This is a genomic window from Flavobacteriales bacterium (genome assembly GCA_020435415.1).
Lineage (GTDB): Bacteria > Bacteroidota > Bacteroidia > JACJYZ01 > JACJYZ01 > JACJYZ01.
The window spans coordinates 1-20,325 of the sequence record JAGQZQ010000033.1 but is presented as its reverse complement, the minus strand read 5'-3'; the positions used below and the strand labels follow the sequence as shown (position 1 = coordinate 20,325).

15 protein-coding genes are annotated in these 20,325 nt (G+C 48.8%); 12 read left to right on the top strand and 3 right to left on the bottom strand.

The features are described from left to right. The first annotated feature begins 38 nt into the window (after positions 1 to 38). The 12 genes from KDD36_07345 (at position 39) to KDD36_07290 (ending at position 16,483) form a co-directional block, all read left to right on the top strand. Entirely contained in the window at positions 39 to 1,241 is a 1,203-nt protein-coding gene (locus KDD36_07345) for a glycosyltransferase (GenBank protein ID MCB0396451.1), read from the top strand. A 107-nt stretch (positions 1,242 to 1,348) separates the two neighbouring features. Continuing rightward, entirely contained in the window at positions 1,349 to 2,032 is a 684-nt protein-coding gene (locus KDD36_07340) for a polysaccharide biosynthesis/export family protein (GenBank protein MCB0396450.1), read from the top strand. A gap of 3 nt (positions 2,033 to 2,035) precedes the next feature. Further along, complete coding sequence (locus KDD36_07335; protein ID MCB0396449.1) at positions 2,036 to 4,450, top strand: polysaccharide biosynthesis tyrosine autokinase; 2,415 nt, start codon at positions 2,036 to 2,038, stop codon at positions 4,448 to 4,450. After that, the gene (rfbC, locus tag KDD36_07330) at positions 4,447 to 4,992 is read left to right on the top strand and encodes a dTDP-4-dehydrorhamnose 3,5-epimerase (GenBank protein ID MCB0396448.1); all 546 of its coding nucleotides are present in this window, start codon (positions 4,447 to 4,449) and stop codon (positions 4,990 to 4,992) included. The genes KDD36_07335 and rfbC overlap by 4 nt, the downstream gene beginning before the upstream one ends. Positions 4,993 to 5,003: 11 nt before the next feature. Next, on the top strand, positions 5,004 to 6,104 hold the full coding sequence (locus KDD36_07325) for an undecaprenyl/decaprenyl-phosphate alpha-N-acetylglucosaminyl 1-phosphate transferase (protein ID MCB0396447.1): 1,101 nt from the start codon (positions 5,004 to 5,006) through the stop codon (positions 6,102 to 6,104). Beyond that, positions 6,073 to 7,056, top strand: coding sequence for a lytic transglycosylase domain-containing protein (locus tag KDD36_07320; protein MCB0396446.1), 984 nt, complete (start codon positions 6,073 to 6,075; stop codon positions 7,054 to 7,056). Before KDD36_07325 ends, KDD36_07320 begins: the two co-directional genes overlap by 32 nt. 1 nt (position 7,057) lies before the next feature. Then, positions 7,058 to 9,877: an excinuclease ABC subunit UvrA gene (gene uvrA / locus KDD36_07315; protein MCB0396445.1), complete on the top strand. Its 2,820-nt coding sequence runs from the start codon at positions 7,058 to 7,060 to the stop codon at positions 9,875 to 9,877. A 44-nt stretch (positions 9,878 to 9,921) separates the two neighbouring features. Next, complete coding sequence (locus KDD36_07310) at positions 9,922 to 10,623, top strand: TIGR00730 family Rossman fold protein (protein ID MCB0396444.1); 702 nt, start codon at positions 9,922 to 9,924, stop codon at positions 10,621 to 10,623. A gap of 287 nt (positions 10,624 to 10,910) precedes the next feature. Beyond that, positions 10,911 to 12,305, top strand: a complete 1,395-nt coding sequence (locus tag KDD36_07305) for a hypothetical protein (GenBank protein MCB0396443.1) — start codon at positions 10,911 to 10,913, stop codon at positions 12,303 to 12,305. A 9-nt stretch (positions 12,306 to 12,314) separates the two neighbouring features. After that, the gene (locus KDD36_07300; protein ID MCB0396442.1) at positions 12,315 to 13,685 is read left to right on the top strand and encodes a hypothetical protein; all 1,371 of its coding nucleotides are present in this window, start codon (positions 12,315 to 12,317) and stop codon (positions 13,683 to 13,685) included. Between the two features lie 85 nt (positions 13,686 to 13,770). Continuing rightward, on the top strand, positions 13,771 to 16,050 hold the full coding sequence (locus tag KDD36_07295; protein MCB0396441.1) for a hypothetical protein: 2,280 nt from the start codon (positions 13,771 to 13,773) through the stop codon (positions 16,048 to 16,050). A 61-nt stretch (positions 16,051 to 16,111) separates the two neighbouring features. Next, positions 16,112 to 16,483, top strand: a complete 372-nt coding sequence (locus KDD36_07290) for a hypothetical protein (protein MCB0396440.1) — start codon at positions 16,112 to 16,114, stop codon at positions 16,481 to 16,483. A gap of 484 nt (positions 16,484 to 16,967) precedes the next feature. On the opposite strand, the gene KDD36_07285 is transcribed toward KDD36_07290, so the two are convergent. From KDD36_07285 to KDD36_07275, 3 genes are all read right to left on the bottom strand, one after another. Next, entirely contained in the window at positions 16,968 to 17,822 is an 855-nt protein-coding gene (locus KDD36_07285; protein MCB0396439.1) for a DMT family transporter, read from the bottom strand. A gap of 66 nt (positions 17,823 to 17,888) precedes the next feature. Continuing rightward, a complete protein-coding gene (gene dnaK, locus KDD36_07280) occupies positions 17,889 to 19,808 on the bottom strand; it encodes a molecular chaperone DnaK (protein MCB0396438.1) in 1,920 nt (639 codons plus the stop codon). Between the two features lie 144 nt (positions 19,809 to 19,952). Then, positions 19,953 to 20,325: hypothetical protein (locus KDD36_07275; protein ID MCB0396437.1), on the bottom strand; the 373-nt coding region annotated here is incomplete at its 5' end.

Below are 20,325 nucleotides of genomic sequence, written 5' to 3'. Positions count from 1 at the left end.
TACTAATGACTATCTACTAACTACTACTTACTATTATAATGTACCGCATTCTCCGCATCATTAACCGATTCAATCTGGGAGGCCCCACGTTTAATGCCGTGCATTTGACAAAGGACCTGACCGACCCGTTTGAAACAAAACTGATCGGCGGAGTAAAAAATGACGATGAAGAAAGTTCCGAGTTCATCGCACGGGAAGCAGGCATAGAGCCTCTTATCATTCCTGCGATGCAACGGGACATCCGGTTGCTGGAGGATTGGAAAGCATACCGCCAGATCCGCAAGATCATACGAGAATATCGCCCGCATATCGTCCATACACACGCATCAAAAGCGGGCCTGCTTGGCAGACTGGCCGCAATCAGGGAAAATGTTCCGGTCATCGTACACACTTTTCACGGACATGTATTCCATTCCTATTTCAATCCGGTTAAGACGGGAATCTTTAAACAGATCGAACGATACCTGGCTGCCAGAAGTCAGGCCATCATCGCCATCAGCGAAGTACAGAAAGAAGAACTTTCTACCCAACACAAAATCTGCCCTGCAGAAAAAATGCGTGTGGTGCCACTGGGACTGGATCTGGCAAAATTCTCAGACACAGAACCGGGTTACAGAGATGATTTCAGGAAACGATATCACATTGAAAGCGATCAGATCGCCATAGGGATTATAGGGAGACTTGTACCGGTGAAGGATCATGCCCTGTTTCTCCGGGCCATGCAGCAAGTCAACATGCGCTACCCCGGAAAGGTTAAATTTCTGATCATCGGAGATGGGGCATTGCGTGAAGACCTTTCCGTTCAGGCACGTGAACTGGGTTTTCAAACGAATGGCATGAACACAGAAATCACCCCCGACCATAACCTGCTCTTTACCTCCTGGATAAAAAATGTGGCATGGGCCAATGCCGGACTGGACCTGGTGGTCCTTACTTCCCTGAACGAAGGGACGCCGGTGAGTTTGATAGAAGCACAAGCTGCCGGCAACCCTGTTGTCAGCACGGATGCAGGGGGCGTAACCAATGTAGTCAGAGATGGCGTTTCAGGCTTTATCTCTCCCCGCGAAGAGTCAGCGCCCTTTGTAGAATACGTCTCAGATCTGGTGTCTGATGCTGACAAGCGGCGGGAATTTGGTTCGGCGGGTAGGGATTTTGTGCTGGAACGGTTTGGCAGAGCACGTTTGGCAAAGGACATCCATGACCTCTATATTGAATTACTGAGTACGTCATCAGAATTTTGATACTTTTGTATGTTCATGTAAATGCACCATCCTGAATGAGAAATACTTGCATCATAGGTTTAGCCCTCCTGGTATTGTCGTCATGCAACATGTTAAACCCCAGCCACATGCTTCGGACCCCTCCGGGTTATCAGTTTGATGAACTGCCGATGGATACGGTTGGTGTGGAATACAAGATCGCCCCCAATGACATTCTGGATTTCAGGATTTATGCCAATGACGGTTTCAAACTGATTGACATTGCGTCTGCGTCCAACAATAACGCTCAATACGAAAGAAGGAACGGGTATGATTACCTGGTCGAGTTCGACGGAAATGTGAAGCTGCCCATCCTCGGACGAACCCACCTTGCGGGTATGACCATCCGTGAAGCAGAAAAGTTCCTCGAAGAAACATATGCCACGTATTACAACAAACCATTCATCGTACTAAAGATCAACAACCGCCGGGTCACCGTCTTCCCCGGCAGCGGCAGCAATGCCAAGGTCATCAGACTTGAAAACGAGAACACCACACTTCTGGAAGCACTGGCATTGGCAGGCGGCATCAGTTCACGCGGCAAGGCCAAACGCATCAAACTGATCCGTGGGAAACCGCATGACCCCCAGGTATTCCTGATAGACTTATCCACCATTGACGGCACAGCCGAAGGTGGCGTTATCCTGCAGGCAAATGATATCATTTACGTGCAACCCACATTGCGACTAAGTCAAACCCTTCTAAGCGAAATATCCCCGATTGTCGGATTGATCACAAGCTCTGTATTCATATATAGCGTATTTAAACAATAACGCATGGGTGAAATCAGAATCCCTACGTTCAACGAAGAGTTTGATCTGGGTCTCTTTTTGTTTATCACAAAAAGAAGACTGGTCTGGCTGATCCTTCTGCTGATTGCTTTCCTAAGCGCCAGTTATGCCTACCTTCATTTTAAGCGGGAGCTTTTTCAAGCTTCGACGGTGGTTCAGGTAAAGAAGACCAATGAAGCCAGCCGGGTTCTGAACGTTGAAAGTATCCGGGAATTAGACAACGTGGCTGAAGAAGTAGAACTGTTGCGTTCCGAAATCTTCCTGCAATCCGTACTGAAAGACCTGGACCTGAAAGTTGAACATTTTACCAAGGGGGATGTAACGGTGGCGGACCAGTATGGCAACGCTTCTGTCGCCATCTCAGTGGAAGTAGAGAATGAAAATATCTACAACACGTCCATTTACATTCATCGCTCAGAACACGAAGGCTACCTGTCCCTGTTGTATAATCTTCACGACACAACACGAACGGAAGAGATCAGTACTGGGGAATGGAATAAGGTGGGTTTCGGCCGGATCAAGGCAACGATCAAAGACGAGGAACAGCTGGACAATGTACTTTCCGGAAATGAATACTTCATCGTCATCAACAATGCAGACCACCTGTCGGCCAAGTATGCAGACAAGATCAACATCAACCTGCAGAGTGAAGCTGCCAATACGATCAACATTTCCGTGACGGATTACAACCGGAAAAAGACCGCTGCCATCGCCAACGCCATAGCGCAGAAGTTTACCAGGTATGATCTGGAAAGCACCGCCCGCAGCGCAACCAATATTCTTGAGTTCATCGAACAGCAGATTGACACGGTTTATACCCGGCTTCAAAGCATGGCGAAGATTCTGAGATCATTCAAGAATGAGAACAAGATCAGGACCCTGGAAGAACTTTCAACCAAGTACATGGAGCGCCTTGATAAACTTGAGGATGAGAAGGTGAGCACGGAACTGGAATTAAGCATTGTCCAGGAACTTGAATCGGTCATCAGGGATACCAACAGCAATAAAAGCGTACACGACCTTCTGCCTTTGCTTGCCGGAACTTCTTTTGGCGGAACAATCTCCCAGATGATCAGCCGGCTGAACAACATGCTCGTAAGCCGGGAGGAAGCGCTTTACTCTGTGAATGAGATCAACCCGGGCATCAAAGCATTGGAATACCAGATTGAGATTCAAAAAGGGCTGCTGATCAAAAGCATCATTGCCATCAAAGGTAAACTGGAAGGAAAAAAATCCAGCCTTGAAGCAAAGATAGACGAGATAGAAGCCGTGTTTAACAAAAGTCCGACAAAGGAAATTGAGCTGGAACAGCTGGAACGGCAATATAGCACCGACGAAAAATTCTATACCCTGCTGCTGGAAAAGAAAGCGGAGTACCAGATTTCCAAAGCCGGCTATGTCTCAAAAAATATCATTCTGGCCGAGGCGGTTGTTCCGGGCAGCCCCATCTCTCCGAATCGCCCGCTGATCATTTTTGCAGCCATCGGTTTGAGCCTTCTCATCGGTATCGGTATTATTATCACAGACTATGTCACCTACAATGAGATTACTTCCCTGAATGAAGTATCGAAATACACCCGTGCCGCCATTCTTGGAATTGTACCCAAACACAAAGAAAAAATACCGGTATCGCAATTGATTGTAGATAAAAAGCCAAAGTCGCTCATTTCCGAATCCTTCCGGTCCATACGTACCAATCTGCAATACATTTCCAATGAACCGGGCCCGAAGTCCATTGCGGTTACCTCCACCATCTCCGGTGAAGGTAAGACCTTCATCACCATCAACCTGGGTGGTATCCTCGCATACGCCGGCAAAAAGGTAATCGTTCTTGACCTGGATCTCAGGAAACCCAAGATCCATCTCGGATTTTCTTCTGTCAACGACCAGGGCATGAGCACCCTGCTGATCGGGAAAGATACAGTGGACAATTGTATCCGTACAAGCGCATTACCCAACTTGCACTTCATTACGGCAGGCCCTATTCCTCCCAACCCTTCCGAGTTGATCATGGACCCACGGATGGACGAGGTGGTAAATGAGTTGAAGAAAAAGTACGATATCATCCTTATTGACAACCCGCCCGTTGGGATTGTAACTGATGGTCTGACAAACATCCAAAAGGCCGACTATCCTATCTATATTCTGAAAGCGAATTTCTCCAAAAGAACATTCCTTAAAAATGTGAATAAGTTGATGTCTGAGAACAACATCAAGAAGCTATCAGTCATTCTGAATGGGGTCAACATCACCCAACACGGATATGGATACGGTTACGGTTACGGGTCGGAATACGGTTATGGGTACGGTTATGGCTATGGTTATTACGACGATGACTCATCACGGAAAAACAGCATAGTAAAAAGACTTTTCTCCAAAAAGAGACGCAAAGCAAGATGAACATTACCCCAACTTCATTGGAAGGTGCCATGATCATTGAGGCGCAGAAATTCGGTGATGAACGCGGCTACTTTATGGAAACCTACAACAGGGACCGGTTTGTAAGCCACGGAATAACAGAAGAATTTGTGCAGGACAACCTCTCTCTGTCAAAGGATGTGGGTACGCTACGCGGCATTCATCTACAGGAACCACCCTATGCACAGGCAAAGCTGGTAAGTGTTTTGAAAGGACGTGTCATGGATATTGCCGTAGATCTTCGCGTCAGATCACGCACATTCGGACAATATGTGAAGGTCGAGTTATCCGGTGACGACAGCCGGTTTTTCCTGATCCCTGCAGGGTTTGGACATGCCTTTATCACCCTCGAACCGGATACCATTTTTCAATACAAGTGCAGTAATAATTATAACAAGGACTCGGAACGAACAATTTGCTGGAATGACCCTGATCTGGCCATCGAATGGGGAACCGATGCCCCTATACTCTCTGCCAAGGATACCCTGGGCATAAGACTTGCCGATTACAAAAGCCCGTTCTAACATACCTGGCCATGCCTTCTGACGCTCCACCGGTAACCATATATGTTGTTTTCTTTTTTTTCTGCCTGCTTTTTTCGGTACTGATCAACGGATTATTCCTTCGCTTTTCCAAAACGCTGGGCATCCGCAACACCGAGGAAACCATCATTCGTTGGGGCAGCCAGTCCAAACCAGCGTTCGGCGGCATCGCCTTTTTCATCATCTTCCTGCTATCCACCGCTTGTTATGCCATCTTCTTTAACAAGGAAAATTTGATCCATGACGGTCAGTTCCTCGGCATCCTGTCGGCCACAACGCTTGCATTTCTTATGGGCCTGGCAGACGATGCTTACAACACCCGGCCGTGGTTAAAGTTCGGAGTGCAGATCGTTTGCGGCGTGTTGCTTACCTCATCAGGCATCACCATTCAATGGTTTTCACAGGAAATGCCAAACCACTTACTTACCGTATTCTGGGTGGTAGGAATGATGAACTCCATCAACATGTTGGATAACATGGATGCCATCACCACCACCGTGGCCATTTCCGTGGTCACCCTGGCCTTGTCCATCATGGTTGTCACCGGACAAATACAACACCTCCACCTGATGTGGTTGCTTGGTGTATTATCCGCTTTATTAGGCTTCCTTTATTATAACTGGAATCCTTCCAAGATGTATATGGGCGATACCGGCAGTCAGTTCCTGGGTATCTTTCTGGCCGCGATCGGAATCGTCTTTTTATGGAATCACAATCTGGAAGCCGGACTTCCGGGGCAACGCCTGATCATGACTTTAATGGCCTTCCTGCTGCCGGTATCGGATACCACCATTGTATTCATTAACCGGCTGTCCAAAAGGCGCTCGCCTTTTATCGGAGGCCGGGATCATACCACGCACCATCTCGTATATCTTGGACTTAAGGATCATCATGTAGCTGTATTGTTTTGGTCTATTTCAACGATATCACTAATTTTGGTGGTTCTCCTGGTTTCTGGCAGGATGGCTTGGAATGGTATATGCGGTGCATTGCTGACCACCTTTGTTGTCGGAACCTTTGTTACCTTACTCACAATCACGAGAAGAACACATGAACCCCGGCATGAGAAAAGTAAAGATGTGGAAAAAGACTAAGTGGCTGGGCTTACCCATTGTATTGGTACTCTCTTTTTTTGCGGTAAAGCTTTTCGTATTTTCTTTTGATGAAACAAAGGAATCAAAAGTTTTCCGTGAAGCGTTCCACGACACTTATCGTATTTTCCCACCCCAGCTGCCCGAAGATCTGAAATTCGCCGGCGAGGAAGTACCGGTGAATGACATTGATATCCATGAAAGACTGGACCGTGAGATCATTGTTAATACCTACTGGCAGTCCAATACCCTCCTCAGCATCAAACTGGCCCATCGGTATTTTCCCGTGATCGAGCCCATTCTGAAAGAAGAAGGCGTACCGGATGACTTCAAGTACCTCGCACTTATCGAAAGCGGCTTCAGACCCGCTGTTTCACCACTCGGGGCAGCAGGCTTCTGGCAGTTCCTGGAACAAACAGCGCCGGATTATGGCATGGAGGTGAGCTCCGAAGTGGACGAACGCTACAACCTGGAAATGGCCACCCACGCCGCATGCAGATACCTGAAAGAGGCACGTAACAAGTTTGGCTCGTGGACCATGGCCGCCGCATCCTATAACCGGGGAATGCAGGGTATTCAGAACCAGGTGGATCTTCAGAAGAATAATAACTACTACGACCTGTACCTGAACGAGGAGACCTCCCGTTATGTATTCCGTATGCTTGCCATGAGAGAACTCTATACCGATCCGGAGAAATACGGATTTATGATACGCCCAAGCGACTTCTATCCTCCGATCAAAACAGAGAAAATCACGGTAGACACAACCATCAACAACCTGGTCGACTTTGCATTGGCCCATCACATCAAGTATAAAACACTGAAACTGCTGAACCCCTGGCTGAAAAAAAGCAGTATGGCCAATCCTAAAAGGAAGACCTACACTATCAGCCTCCCTGCAAAGATTCAGGCAAACCGTCCGTTCTTCACCACCACATACAGAGATTCAATTTAAGATGGAAAGCCTGGAGGTACTCGGTGCACGTGTGCACAATCTGAAAAATATGGACGTGGTTATTCCGCGCCACCGGCTTGTTGTGATCACAGGTTTGAGCGGAAGCGGTAAATCGTCCCTGGCCTTTGACACCATTTATGCGGAAGGCCAACGACGTTACATTGAAACATTGTCGGCCTATGCCCGGCAGTTTCTGGGGAATCTCGAAAGACCCGATGTGGATCATATCCACGGCCTCAGCCCGGTGATCTCCATTGAACAGAAAACGATTTCCAGAAACCCGCGCTCCACAGTGGGAACGGTAACTGAGATCTACGATTTCCTACGACTGCTTTTTGCCCGGGCAGGTGAAGCCTATTCCTACACCTCGGGAAAAAAAATGGTACGCTATACCCATGATCAGATTTTTGATGTGATCATGGAACAGTTCAAGGGAAAGGAAATTACCGTGCTTGCACCGGTGGTGAAAGGAAGGAAAGGTCACTACAGGGAGCTGTTTGAACAGGTACGGAAACAAGGCTATCTGCGCATCATGATCGACGGAGAGGTCCGCGACCTTAAGCCGAGAATGTCCGTTGACCGGTACAAAACACACGACATTGAAATGATCATGGATCAATTCAGTGTGTCTCAAAAGACCGCCTCGCGTTGCAAAGAAGCGATCAAATCCGCCTTCCGCCACGGCAAGGGCAGTCTCATGATCAAGTCGGAAGATGAGCTGAGGCATTTCAGCCACCACCTGATGTGCCCCGATACCGGCATCTCCTACGATGAACCTGCCCCCAATACCTTTTCATTCAACTCACCTTATGGTGCATGCCCGGAATGTAACGGCCTTGGCGAACTCTACCAGGCAGACCCGGAAAAGATACTCGGCAATAAAAACCTGGGACTGAAAAACGGTGGCCTCCTTCCCTTAAAGGAGAAAAAGCAGGATTGGATACTGAGACAGCTGACGGCCATCGGCAAGGAATACGGGTTCACCCTTGAAACACCCATCCACAGCATCAGGAAAGAGGCGCTGGATATTATTCTATACGGTTCGGACAAAGCGTTTGAGGTAGAAGAAGGTGCCTCATCGGGAAGAACCTACCTGCTTAAATTCGATGGCATCGCTTCGTTTATTGATCAACAATTTGTGGATGCGACCACAGAAGCCATGCGTAAATGGGCACGGTCTTTTATGAGCAAGGTCACCTGCCCGGTATGCGAAGGCAGCAGATTGAAAAAAGAATCACGCCACTTTCTGATCGACAATAAGAACATCTCAGATGTGGCAACCATGAACATGACAGACCTGTCTGCATGGGCACAGGAAGTTGAAAGCCGACTTACTCCGAAGCAACAAGCCATTGCAAAAGAGGTCCTCATCGAGATCAACAAAAGAATTTCCTATTTGCGTGACCTCGGACTGGGCTACCTCTCGCTCAACCGGAGCGCAAGAAGTCTGTCCGGAGGTGAAGCACAACGTATACGACTGGCCACACAAATCGGGGCACAACTGACCGGTGTACTTTATATCCTGGATGAACCGAGCATTGGTCTGCATCAACGGGACAATGAAAAACTCATCAGGTCCCTCAAGGAACTTCGGGATCTGGATAACTCCATTTTGGTGGTGGAGCACGACAAGGAAATGATCCTGGCTGCAGACCATGTGGTTGATATCGGACCCATGGCAGGTGAACATGGAGGTAAGGTCGTGGCTCAGGGCACTCCCGAAGAACTGATGCATGCCGGTTCACTTACGGCAGGCTACCTGAACGGCACCAAAGCCATTGAGATCCCTCACACTCGCAGGAAAGGAAATGGCCATGTATTGAGTCTCAAGGGTGCTACCGGACACAACCTTAAAAATGTGGACCTGCACCTTCCCCTCGGAATGCTGGTATGCGTTACCGGTGTTTCGGGCAGCGGCAAATCATCGCTTATCAATCAGACCTTATACCCTGCCCTTCATCATCACTTTTACCGCACACCGCAGGACGTATTACCCTATGAAAAGATAGATGGGCTGGAGTTTATCGACAAAGTGATTGAGGTAGATCAGTCACCTATCGGGCGTACGCCACGCTCCAACCCGGTCACCTATACGGGTGTATTTACGGAGATCCGGAACCTGTTCACCATGTTACCGGAAGCGCAGATCCGGGGTTATAAGGCGGGCAGATTCTCTTTCAATGTAAAGGGCGGACGTTGCGAACACTGTATGGGCGCAGGCGTTTCCACCATCGAAATGAACCTGCTACCCGATGTTTACGTGCTGTGCGAAAAATGCCAGGGCAAGCGGTATAACAAAGAAACCCTGGAGGTTCGCTACAAGGGTAAAAACATCAATGACGTTCTTGAAATGACGGTGGAGCACGCACTGGAATTCTTTTCAAGCATACCGGCCATCACCCAGAAAATACAAACCATTCAGGATGTTGGATTGGGATACATCCGTCTCGGTCAACCCTCCACCACACTTTCAGGCGGAGAAGCACAACGCATTAAACTGGCTACGGAATTATCCAGAAAGGATACGGGAAAAACACTCTACGTCCTGGATGAACCCACCACCGGTCTGCACTTTGAAGACATCAAAATACTGCTTCAGGTGTTGAACAAATTATTGGAAAAAGGCAACACCATCGTGATCATTGAGCACAACATGGATGTCATCAAAACCGCGGACCATATCATTGATCTCGGACCGGAAGGCGGACATGAAGGCGGCGTGATCATTTGCGAAGGAAGCCCGGAGGAAATCGTGACGCACCCCAAAAGCCCGACAGGTAAATACCTTCAGGTAGAACTAAATGCCCGCCTGGTACGTTAAAGAATTCCCGCAACGGGCAAATTAACCAATTAAGATTCCAAGTTATGAGTGAAGAAAAGATCATCAAAGCTTTTACCGATAAGGATTGGCATGAAGTTAAAATTGCGGATTCCTGGCAGATATTCAAGATCATGGCAGAATTCGTAGAAGGTTTTGAAAAGATGACTCAGATCGGTCCGTGTGTGACCATCTTCGGTTCGGCACGTACCCTTCCCGAACACCCGGCCTATCAACTCGCGGAAGACATCGCTTTCAAATTGACTCAGGAAGGATACGGGATCATTTCCGGAGGAGGTCCTGGCATCATGGAAGCTGCCAACAAAGGCGCCGCCAAGGGAAAAGGAAAATCCGTAGGACTGAATATTGACCTGCCTTTCGAACAGGAAGCAAACGAATTTATCGACAAAGACAAGCTGCTGAATTTCGATTACTTCTTTGTTCGAAAAGTGATGTTCGTGAAATATTCACAAGGATTCATTGTACTTCCCGGTGGCTTTGGAACGCTGGATGAATTGTTCGAGGCCCTTACCCTGATCCAGACCAAGAAGATCGGAAAATTCCCTATCGTACTCGTTGGCAAAAAATACTGGACAGGTCTGGATCAATGGATCAGAAACACCCTGCTGGAGGAGAAGAACATCAGTCCGGAAGACCTCAACCTCTTCAAACTGGTAGATACCGCAGAAGAAGCCACGAAGGAGATCACCTCATTCTACAGCAAATACCTGCTGAAACCCAACTTCTGATTTTTCGGCTTCACCGGTGATTCCATGGCAATCAATTGGTGTTCGTTATTAAGATATTCTGTGATAGAACTGAATCTCAGTTGAGTCTCCATTCAAAGGGACTAAGCCGGAGTTTGTCCGGTGATTCAGCGTATCCGTCTTACCGTTATTAACAGTATTTTGTTTAAAAAATAGAAAGCCACTGCATCGTTCCGGAGTGATATTCAGATAGTTTTGTGAATTAGCGTGCGGGGAGAAACTGGTCTTCCCGGTTGCCACACAAAACGCATGAATGTAAAGCGCTCCGTATGATCTCAAAGCACAAACTTTACACCCTATCTTTTTCGGCGGCCTTGTTACTCTCTGCTGGAGTGAAGGCTCAGGATGGCGGTGAAGAGTCGCCGACGCAGAATAAAAAGGAAGCCAAGGCTGAGGAGAAAGCACAGGAGATCCGGCCACCGTCAAATGACATTCTGCGACTTTGGTCTGTGGGTTTTGGCGTTGGCCTTTACTCCTTTTACGGTGATGTCGGTAAGGTTGAGAACAATACCATCCGAAGCTCTTTCAGCCATTTCAGAAAAGGTGTCAACCTCACCGCCGAAAGACGATTGGGAAACCTGATCGGCCTGGACCTGGGCATTCACACAGGCAAGATTTCCAAGCAGGAAAGATCTCTCACCCGTAACCTGAACTTCGAATCAAGTTTATTTCAGGTAGACCTGGGCTTCACCCTTCACTTCGATAATGATGTGATCATGGATAGAGGCGCCAAGTTCACACCATACCTGGGTGCCAGCATCGGCTATATGTTCTTTAATCCGAAGGGAGATCTGCTTAACGCCAACAATCAGAAGTACTACTACTGGTCTGACGGTACCATCCGTAACGCCGATGAAAGCAATCCCGCCGGAACAGAAATTTTGCGGGATTATACCTATGAAACAAGCCTGGACAGCACCGGCAGCGAATACAGCCACGGTTCAGTAACCCTTCCGCTTCAATTCGGACTGAAACTGAAACTGGGTGACCGGTTCGATGCCCGCATAGGCGCCTCCTACAATTTTATCTTTTCAGATAATGTCGATGACTTCGATGACAACGGTGGGTTCTTCGACAACGACCGTTACCTCTATTCCAATGTAGCCCTTCACTATGGATTTGGAGGTGGTGACCCCGGCAGAGACCAGCGGAAGAAGGATAAGGAAGAATACAAAACATTTGACTTTGCTTCTATCGATGCAACAGATAGTGACGGCGATGGCATATCTGATCTGAAAGATGATTGTCCCGACGCACCCATCGGCGTTAAATCCGACAGCAAAGGTTGTCCCGTTGATTCTGATAAGGACGGTGTACCCGACTACAGAGACCAGGAACCCAACTCGCGACCCGGATCGAGGGTGAATGCGGAAGGTATGGTCATCACCGATGAAATGCTCCAGGAACGCGCCAATCGCGGCGACACCCTGGCCATGGACCGCTCCACCCTGGATGCCATCTACGAAAAGATGTCTGAAAAGAACAGAACGGGCACCAGCGGATCATCCAATATTCCTGAAGGCCTGAGGGCAGGAGATAAAAACAATGACGGGTTTATCTCGTCGGAAGAGATCACCGCTGTGATCGATGAATTCTTTGAGGGTGTCGGTTCGTTCGACATCGAAGGCCTTTACCGTTTGATCGACTATTTCTTTGAACAATAATCTGTGGCTATGATAAAAACACTGCTGATTGCCATTCACCTTTTACTTGTTAGCCTGTTCCAATGGCTTTCCATCATGGTGAACGATGTGACCATCACGCAAAACTTCCCGGCCACCGTCAAAGCCGGTGAAACATTCACAGTGGATATCACCATTGTCAAAGGAGAACTGGCCGGACTGGCAAAGCTGCAACAGGACCTGCCGGAAGGCTTTACCGCCACACAGGTCAATACAGCCAACGCCACCTTCTCTTTTAAAGACCGTTCCGTCAAATTTATCTGGATGTCACTGCCACCGGATGCCGCCATGAAGATATCTTATGAGGTGAAAGTTGCAGACAATGTTCCTTCCGGTGAAGTGTTCATGGGTGGACGCTTTTCTTATGTGGTGAATAACGAACGTAAAATGGCTTCCATTCCCGTGAAAAAACTGAACGTGATAAATAGCAGCCCGGACGCTCCTACGGTCAGCACGGACAAACCTGCTGACGAAACGGCCGAAGCACCACCTGCTACGACGACTCCTGCCATGGTATCCGCGGTAAGAACAGTATTCCCCGAGCAGATTACCGGTGGCCAGGAATTCACGGTATCCATCAAGATAAACAAAGACAATGTCACCGGCTTCGCCAAGATACAGGAAACACTGCCTAAAGGATATAGCGCCTCCGGAATCGAAACCCAGGGCGCTATTTTTTCTTTTGTCGGTGAGGACGTGAAATTCTTATGGATGAATCTTCCCGAAGATCAGATTTTCACCATTTCATACAAAGTGAAAGCCCCTGCAACCATCAAACCCGGTGACCACATCGAAGGCGCTTTTACTTTCCAGGAGAATGAAGCTTCCAAGAAATATGTGATCGATCCGTTCACCCTGAAAGAAGGCGATGTACTGGCCATGGACCAGGGTGGAACAAACGATGCACCGGATGAAGTAAAGACCGATGAGCCGGAAGTAAAGGAAGATCCGCTTACCGGTGAGAAAATAACCACTCCGCCGGTCACCCCTCCCACACCACCGGAAAAGAAAGTGGATCCTCCGAAACAGGATGTGGCATCTGGCGGTGTGACTAATATACCACCACCGCAAACCGGTGTGTTTTACAGGGTGCAGATCATGGCACTACAAAACAGTACCGTTGATCTGGGATATTTCAACACCAGGAAAAAGATCACAGAAACCGTGGTCCCTGAACAACACCAGGGATGGAACAAATACACCGTTGGTAAGCTGTCTGTATATAAAGATGCACGGGATAAAAGGGAGGTGATCCGTACCCAGAATAACGTAAAGAATCCTTTTGTAACAGCCTATAACGGGCAAAAGCGGATCACCGTGCAGGAGGCCCTGATGATCACCCAGCAAAAATGGTTCAGGTAAGCACTGTACCATGCGCGTTTCATAGGTTCCCCGTTCCCTATAACCAAATTGGATGTTGCCCGTATAAACGGCCAACGATTAGATAATGAATCCTATGATTAAGAACGGGTTTTTGAGATTTGGCGTTTGTTTTTTACTGATTGCAACCGCATGCGGTACAGCCTTCGCCCAGGATACGGCCAAAGGCCTCCCCTTCCCTATCAAACCCGAATTCACGCTGGAAGCCGGTATGATGCGCTTTTATGGTGATGTTGGCTACGACCAGCTGAATGAACCATATAAAACCAAACCCGGATTTCAACTGGAGATCAGACAAGAAATTAAACCTGCCTTCCATGTCGGCTTCTTTTTCCTTGCCGGTAAAGTGGAAGCCAGCGAAAAAAGCCTCGAACGTAACCTGAATTTTCAAACCCCGATCTACTCCGGAGGCTTTCAGGCATTCTATGATTTCAGTACATTCCTTCCTTCACAACGCGTGCTCACGCCTTATGTGAACCTGGGTATATCCTACATGTATTTCAAACCAAAAGGGGATCTGTTTGACGCAAATAATGAACCTTACTATTACTGGGACGACGGATCCATCCGGAATATGGCCGAGTCTGATCCGAATGCCGGTAGCTCCATTGTCCTTCAAAGAGACTATGTCTACGAAACCAACTTGCAGAATACCAACCTGGATGGCTTTGGTAATTATCCCCTGACATCCTTTGTGATCCCTGTTGGAGGTGGTGTGAGCATGAACATTACTCCGGAGATCAGTTTTAAAGTAGGTACCAACTTTCACTATACCCTTACCGACTTTATCGACAACATCACAGAAGAAGGTGAAGGTGGCAGAAAAGGCCGCGGCGGTAACGACAAGTTTATGTTTACCTACTTCGGTGCAAGCTATCTGTTGAACCTGAGTCCAACCGAAGATGACCTGCACTTCCAGGGCGTCGACTTTTTTGTACTCGGAGAAACAGATGAAGATATGGATGGTGTAAAGGATGTGGATGATCTGTGTCCGGAAACACCCGAAGGACAACCGGTTGATCTGCACGGATGCCCTATGGATGACGACAATGACGGCATCCCCAACTTCCGTGATGAAGAGCCCGCCACATTGCAGGATACCCTGGTTGATACCAGGGGGAAACTCATGACACCCAAAGTCATCCTGGATATTTACATGGAGTACATCGACAGCACCGGGGACTTCGGTTTTGATTCACGACAACACATACAGGAAGAAGCAGAATACCGGATTCTTGTAGGAACCTTTGATGAAGGGATTCCCGCCGATATGATGGACGCCTTCCTCAACCTCGAGGATCTGCGTACGGAAAAGAACGACAAAGGACAAACGGTCATCACCGTTGGGTCTTTCCGCACGGCTGAAGAAGCGGAAGTCAGAAGACAGGTGCTGGAAAACTCCGGCATATCTGGTACGGAAGTCGTACAGTGGGTTCCTGAATTCCTCCGCGGTGTTGACATCGACGAAGAAGTGGTGACCAGACTGCAGGGTGAACAAACGGAAGATGAGAAAACCATGTCCTTTGACAAGGTGCTGTACCGGGTTCAGCTGGGTGCCTTCAGCAAGGTGGTTCCGGAAGAAACCTTCCATGGCATCAAAGACCTGAACAGTCTGAAAACCGAAAACGGAATGTATAAATACATGTCCGGAACATTCTACCAGTACAAAGAGGCAGTCGATCATAAGATCAATATGCTGGTGAAAGGGTTTGAAGGAGCCTTTGTCGTGGCCTACAAGGACGGAAAGCGAATCAACATCACCCAGGCCCTGGCTGCGGAAGAGGCTGCGGGTAAAGAGGAGAAAACCACCCCTGCAAATGATCCCGTGCTGCCATCCGATGGTAACAATGCACCCAAACAGGAAGAAGAAGATCATCAGGATCAGGAAAACCACCAGGACAATGAACAGGCCGCCCCTGAAAATGACAACGGTGAACAGCAATCTTCAGATGATACAATGGAAGAGGTTGCGCCACCTGAAATGACCACCGACAGCGCCGACCAGTCCATGGCCGTTCCGACAGAAAACCCATTTGAATCAGACCCCTCCCTTGCGGAAATGTCGGACGATTATGTGAAGTTCATGGTGGTCCTGGCAGAATTCCGTGGCGATATCCCGGTGGATGATCTGACCGCCGTACTTTCACTGGAAGGTGCTGTAAAAGATGAGACCGGCGACGAAGAGTTCGTTCGCTACCATTCAGAAGAGTTCGATACTTACAACCAGGCCAAGGCATTTCTTTCAGATGCCACCAACGCAGGGGTAAAACAACCGGAGATGGTTGCCCTCCACGAAGGAGAAACCATCACGCTGGATGAGGCCGCCTCCCTCCTTTCGGAAGAATAACCACACGTGCTGTTATTTTTTGGTATCATTTTTGTCTTACCTTGACAAAAACCAAAAAACAATGAACAGCAAAGCCCTTACACTAGCCCTTATGCTTTTCGCCTTCGGCGGAACAACCGCATGGGCACAAACCGACGCTACGCCCCAACCGGATAAGACAACCCCTACGGATAAGGATAAAAACGGCGACCTGATTATCCGGGAAGAAGGAACCCCCAGCAGCATCCAGGGCAAAGAGAGCAACCAGCCCAAAGCTGAAGCCAAGCAAACAGAGCAAAAAGCTGAAGCAGAGGCCAAGCCGACTCCTGAAGCAGACCCCAAAAAGAAAAAGAGTTCTTTAGGCAAAGCAAGAAAGAATGCCGCCAAGAAGATCGAACAAGCCGAACCCAGTGGTGGTGAGGTCATGCCTGAAGAAAAATCATCCAAACCATAATCCCGGGGAACCCTACCCCGCACAAGCCGGCACGCCGCAACCACATGGCATGCCTGCCCAATGACCAAAAAAAAGACGACCAAACAGGTCGTCTTTTTTATTACTCGAAAATCAACTATTTATTAGTAATTGACCCGCGGACCACTTACCGGCGAAATCCTACTTTGGCTGATTCGGACATTTGTGAGATTCCTCGCTTCGCTCGGAATGACAATACTTAAAGTTCTTAGGGGAAGGAAAGAATGTAGCTTAAAGCTACGAGATAGACAGACGAAGGCACAACTTGTCCCGAGAGCATAGCGATTCGGGAACCTTCGCCTAACCAACCAACCAGCCTGCCATCTGCACCCCAGGCGTCGGCGGGCAGTTCATCAATCACCAAACCAGCCTGCCCCGTCATGGCCAAGCGTCGGCGGGCAGGTCACCACATCACCACATCACCACATCATCACATCACCACATCATCACATCATACATCACCACATCAACCCAACTTCTCCAGCCACGGATGCACCAGTACCGCCAACAGCACAATGGCAGCACCGGCATAAAAACCCGGTGACATCCACTCAGAATCGCCGAAGATCATTACGGCCAGCAGAATACCATAGACCGGCTCCAGGTTCACCGTCATGGAAACCTGAAAGGCGCTGAGCGTTTTCATCACGTCTATGGACATCACAAAAGCCACCGAGGTACATACCAGTCCCAGGATAAGCAGGTAAATGAGGTCCGTTCCCGCAGGAACCATCCAGGAACCGGTATACAGGTTGTACAACCCTAACACAACCGCACCCCCCAGCATCTCATAGAAACTCATCACCAGGGGCTGACCATGGCTTACCATCTTTTTATTGATCACGGTGAACAAACCGGCCAGCAGGGCGGACAATAACGACAGGACCATGCCCTCCACATAGGTCAGCTCGAAACGAAAGATCATATACAAACCCGACATGGCCACAACGCTCAGAATGATATTCAATCTGGAGTACCTACCTCTAGTGATGAGGGGTTCGAGCAGACTGGTAAAGAAAGCCGCAGACGCAAAACACCCCAACGTCACAGACACATTGGACACTTTGATCGCATGAAAAAAGAAGATCCAGTGCAAGGCCACCAGTCCGCCCACTCCAAGGTAACCCATGGCTATGCGTCGGCTTACTGCGAGGTTTCTGCGCCGGATCCGTACATAGACATATAAACCGGCGCAAGCGATGACCATGCGGTAGAAGACAAGAAGCGATGTGGGAAGTTCAGCGCTGATCAGCTTACCGAGTATCGCGGTAAACGCAAAGATCACCACCACCAGGTGAAGCCGGACCAGATTGGAATGCATAGCGGCACCGAAAATAAAAAACCCCGGGAAATTTCCCGGGGTTTTCCCTGATGTTGGTTTGTAAAATTAGCGACCGTTTTCGTCCTTCACCTCTTCAAAGTCAACGTCGGTGACTTCACCGTCGCCACCCTGAGAAGCGTTGGGCTGGCCTTGAGCCTGATCGGATGATCCGCCTTGCTGCTCCTGGCTGGCCTTGTACATCTCTTCGGATGCAGCCTTCCAGACCTCGTTCAGCTTTTCCATTGCGGCTTCGATCGGAGCAAGCTCCTTCTTCTCGTAGGCAGCCTTCAACTCCTGAAGTGCCTTCTCGATCGGATCTTTCTTATCGGCAGAAAGCTTATCTCCGAATTCCTTCAACTGTTTCTCGGTTTGGAAGATCAGCTGGTCAGCGGTGTTGAGCTTGTCCACTTCTTCTTTCTTCTGCTTATCGTTTTCTGCATTGGCCTCGGCTTCCTTCTTCATCTTCTCGATCTCCTGGTCTGACAAACCGGAAGACGCTTCGATACGAATCTGCTGTGATTTGCCGGTGGCTTTGTCTTTCGCAGAAACATTCAGGATACCGTTGGCATCGATGTCAAAGGTCACTTCTACCTGAGGAACACCACGTGGTGCCGGTGGAATACCGTCGAGGTGGAACCTTCCGATGGTCCGGTTATCCCCGGCCATGGGGCGCTCACCCTGCAACACATGGATCTCTACCGACGGCTGATTGTCCGAAGCCGTTGAGAACGTTTCCGATTTTTTCGTCGGGATGGTCGTATTCGACTCGATCAGTTTGGTCATCACTCCACCCATGGTTTCGATACCAAGGGAGAGGGGTGTTACGTCCAGCAGCAGTACATCTTTCACTTCTCCGGTAAGTACACCACCCTGGATAGCGGCACCGATGGCCACCACTTCATCAGGGTTCACGCCTTTGGAAGGTTTCTTTCCAAAGAATTTCTCAACCACTTCCTGAATCGCAGGGATACGGGTGGAACCTCCGACGAGGATCACTTCGTCCACCTCGTTGGGTGACATGCCCGCATCTTTCATTGCTGCCTTACATGGCTCAAGGGTACGCTGGATCAGCTTATCAGCAAGTTGTTCAAACTGTGACCTGCTGAGGTTACGCACCAGGTGTTTGGGAATACCGTCTACCGGCATGATGTATGGCAGATTGATCTCTGTTGATGTAGAGCTGGAAAGCTCGATCTTGGCTTTCTCCGCAGCTTCCTTCAGACGTTGCAGGGCCATCGGATCTTTTCTGAGATCAAGGCCTTCGTCTTTCTGGAATTCATCGGCGAGCCAGTTGATAATCACATCATCAAAGTCGTCACCACCGAGGTGGGTGTCACCATTGGTAGATTTTACTTCAAATACACCGTCGCCCAGTTCGAGAACGGAAATATCGAATGTACCTCCACCCAGGTCAAATACGGCGATCTTAAGGTCTTCTGTCTTTTTATCCAGTCCGTATGCCAGTGCCGCGGCAGTAGGCTCGTTGATGATCCGTTTTACGGTCAGTCCGGCAACTTCACCGGCTTCCTTGGTGGCCTGACGCTGTGCATCGTTAAAGTATGCAGGTACGGTGATCACGGCTTCCGTCACTTCGGTTCCCAGGTAGTCTTCCGCGGTTTTCTTCATCTTCTGAAGAACCATGGCTGAAATTTCCTGAGGGGTATACAGACGGTCGTCAATGCGCACACGCGGGGTATTGTTATCTCCTTTTTCAACTTTATAGGGAACGCGGGATGCTTCATTGGTTACTTCACCAAAGTTGTTTCCCATAAAACGTTTGATAGAATAGATCGTACGCTCGGGATTGGTGATGGCCTGACGCTTCGCCGGATCTCCTACCTTCCTTTCACCCTTGTCCAGAAATGCTACGATGGAAGGGGTCGTGCGTTTACCTTCACTGTTAGGGATTACCACGGGCTCATTGCCTTCCATCACGGCCACGCATGAGTTGGTGGTTCCCAGGTCGATTCCTATTATTTTTCCCATTGCTTTGCTAATTGAATAATGAATAAATGCGTTTGGTCTTGCTTACACAATCACTATACCACAGACGGATATGGGCAATATTGACAGAAACAGGTGGAAATGACTTTCTCCCCGACTGACAACCTCTGCCAAATCGTCATAAAATCAAAGAAATCCCAGGTGCTTGGTAAAGCGTCCTTCTCTTAAGGAGTCCAGGGAAGTAAGGGTCATGTCTTTCCCCAAAACGCTTTGTGAATACCGGCAGGAGAATATCCCGAAACCGTTTTCGATATTGGAATACTCCGGCCTTTCCTGGATGATCCCGGTTGACGGACGGTTCACCGCCATGTAGGTATTCAGATCTTCTCCGGCGACATCAATGATAAAATCCAGCTGGCCGGCGGTGCGGTCCACATCCGGATCCTCTGTAAGCCGGCTGGCTACAAACTGGTAAAAGTTGTCTCCGGGAAGATCCACGGTCATCGTTTCTCCGCCCAGAACTCCGGTGGATTCGGTCGCGGGCTGAACCCACTCGATG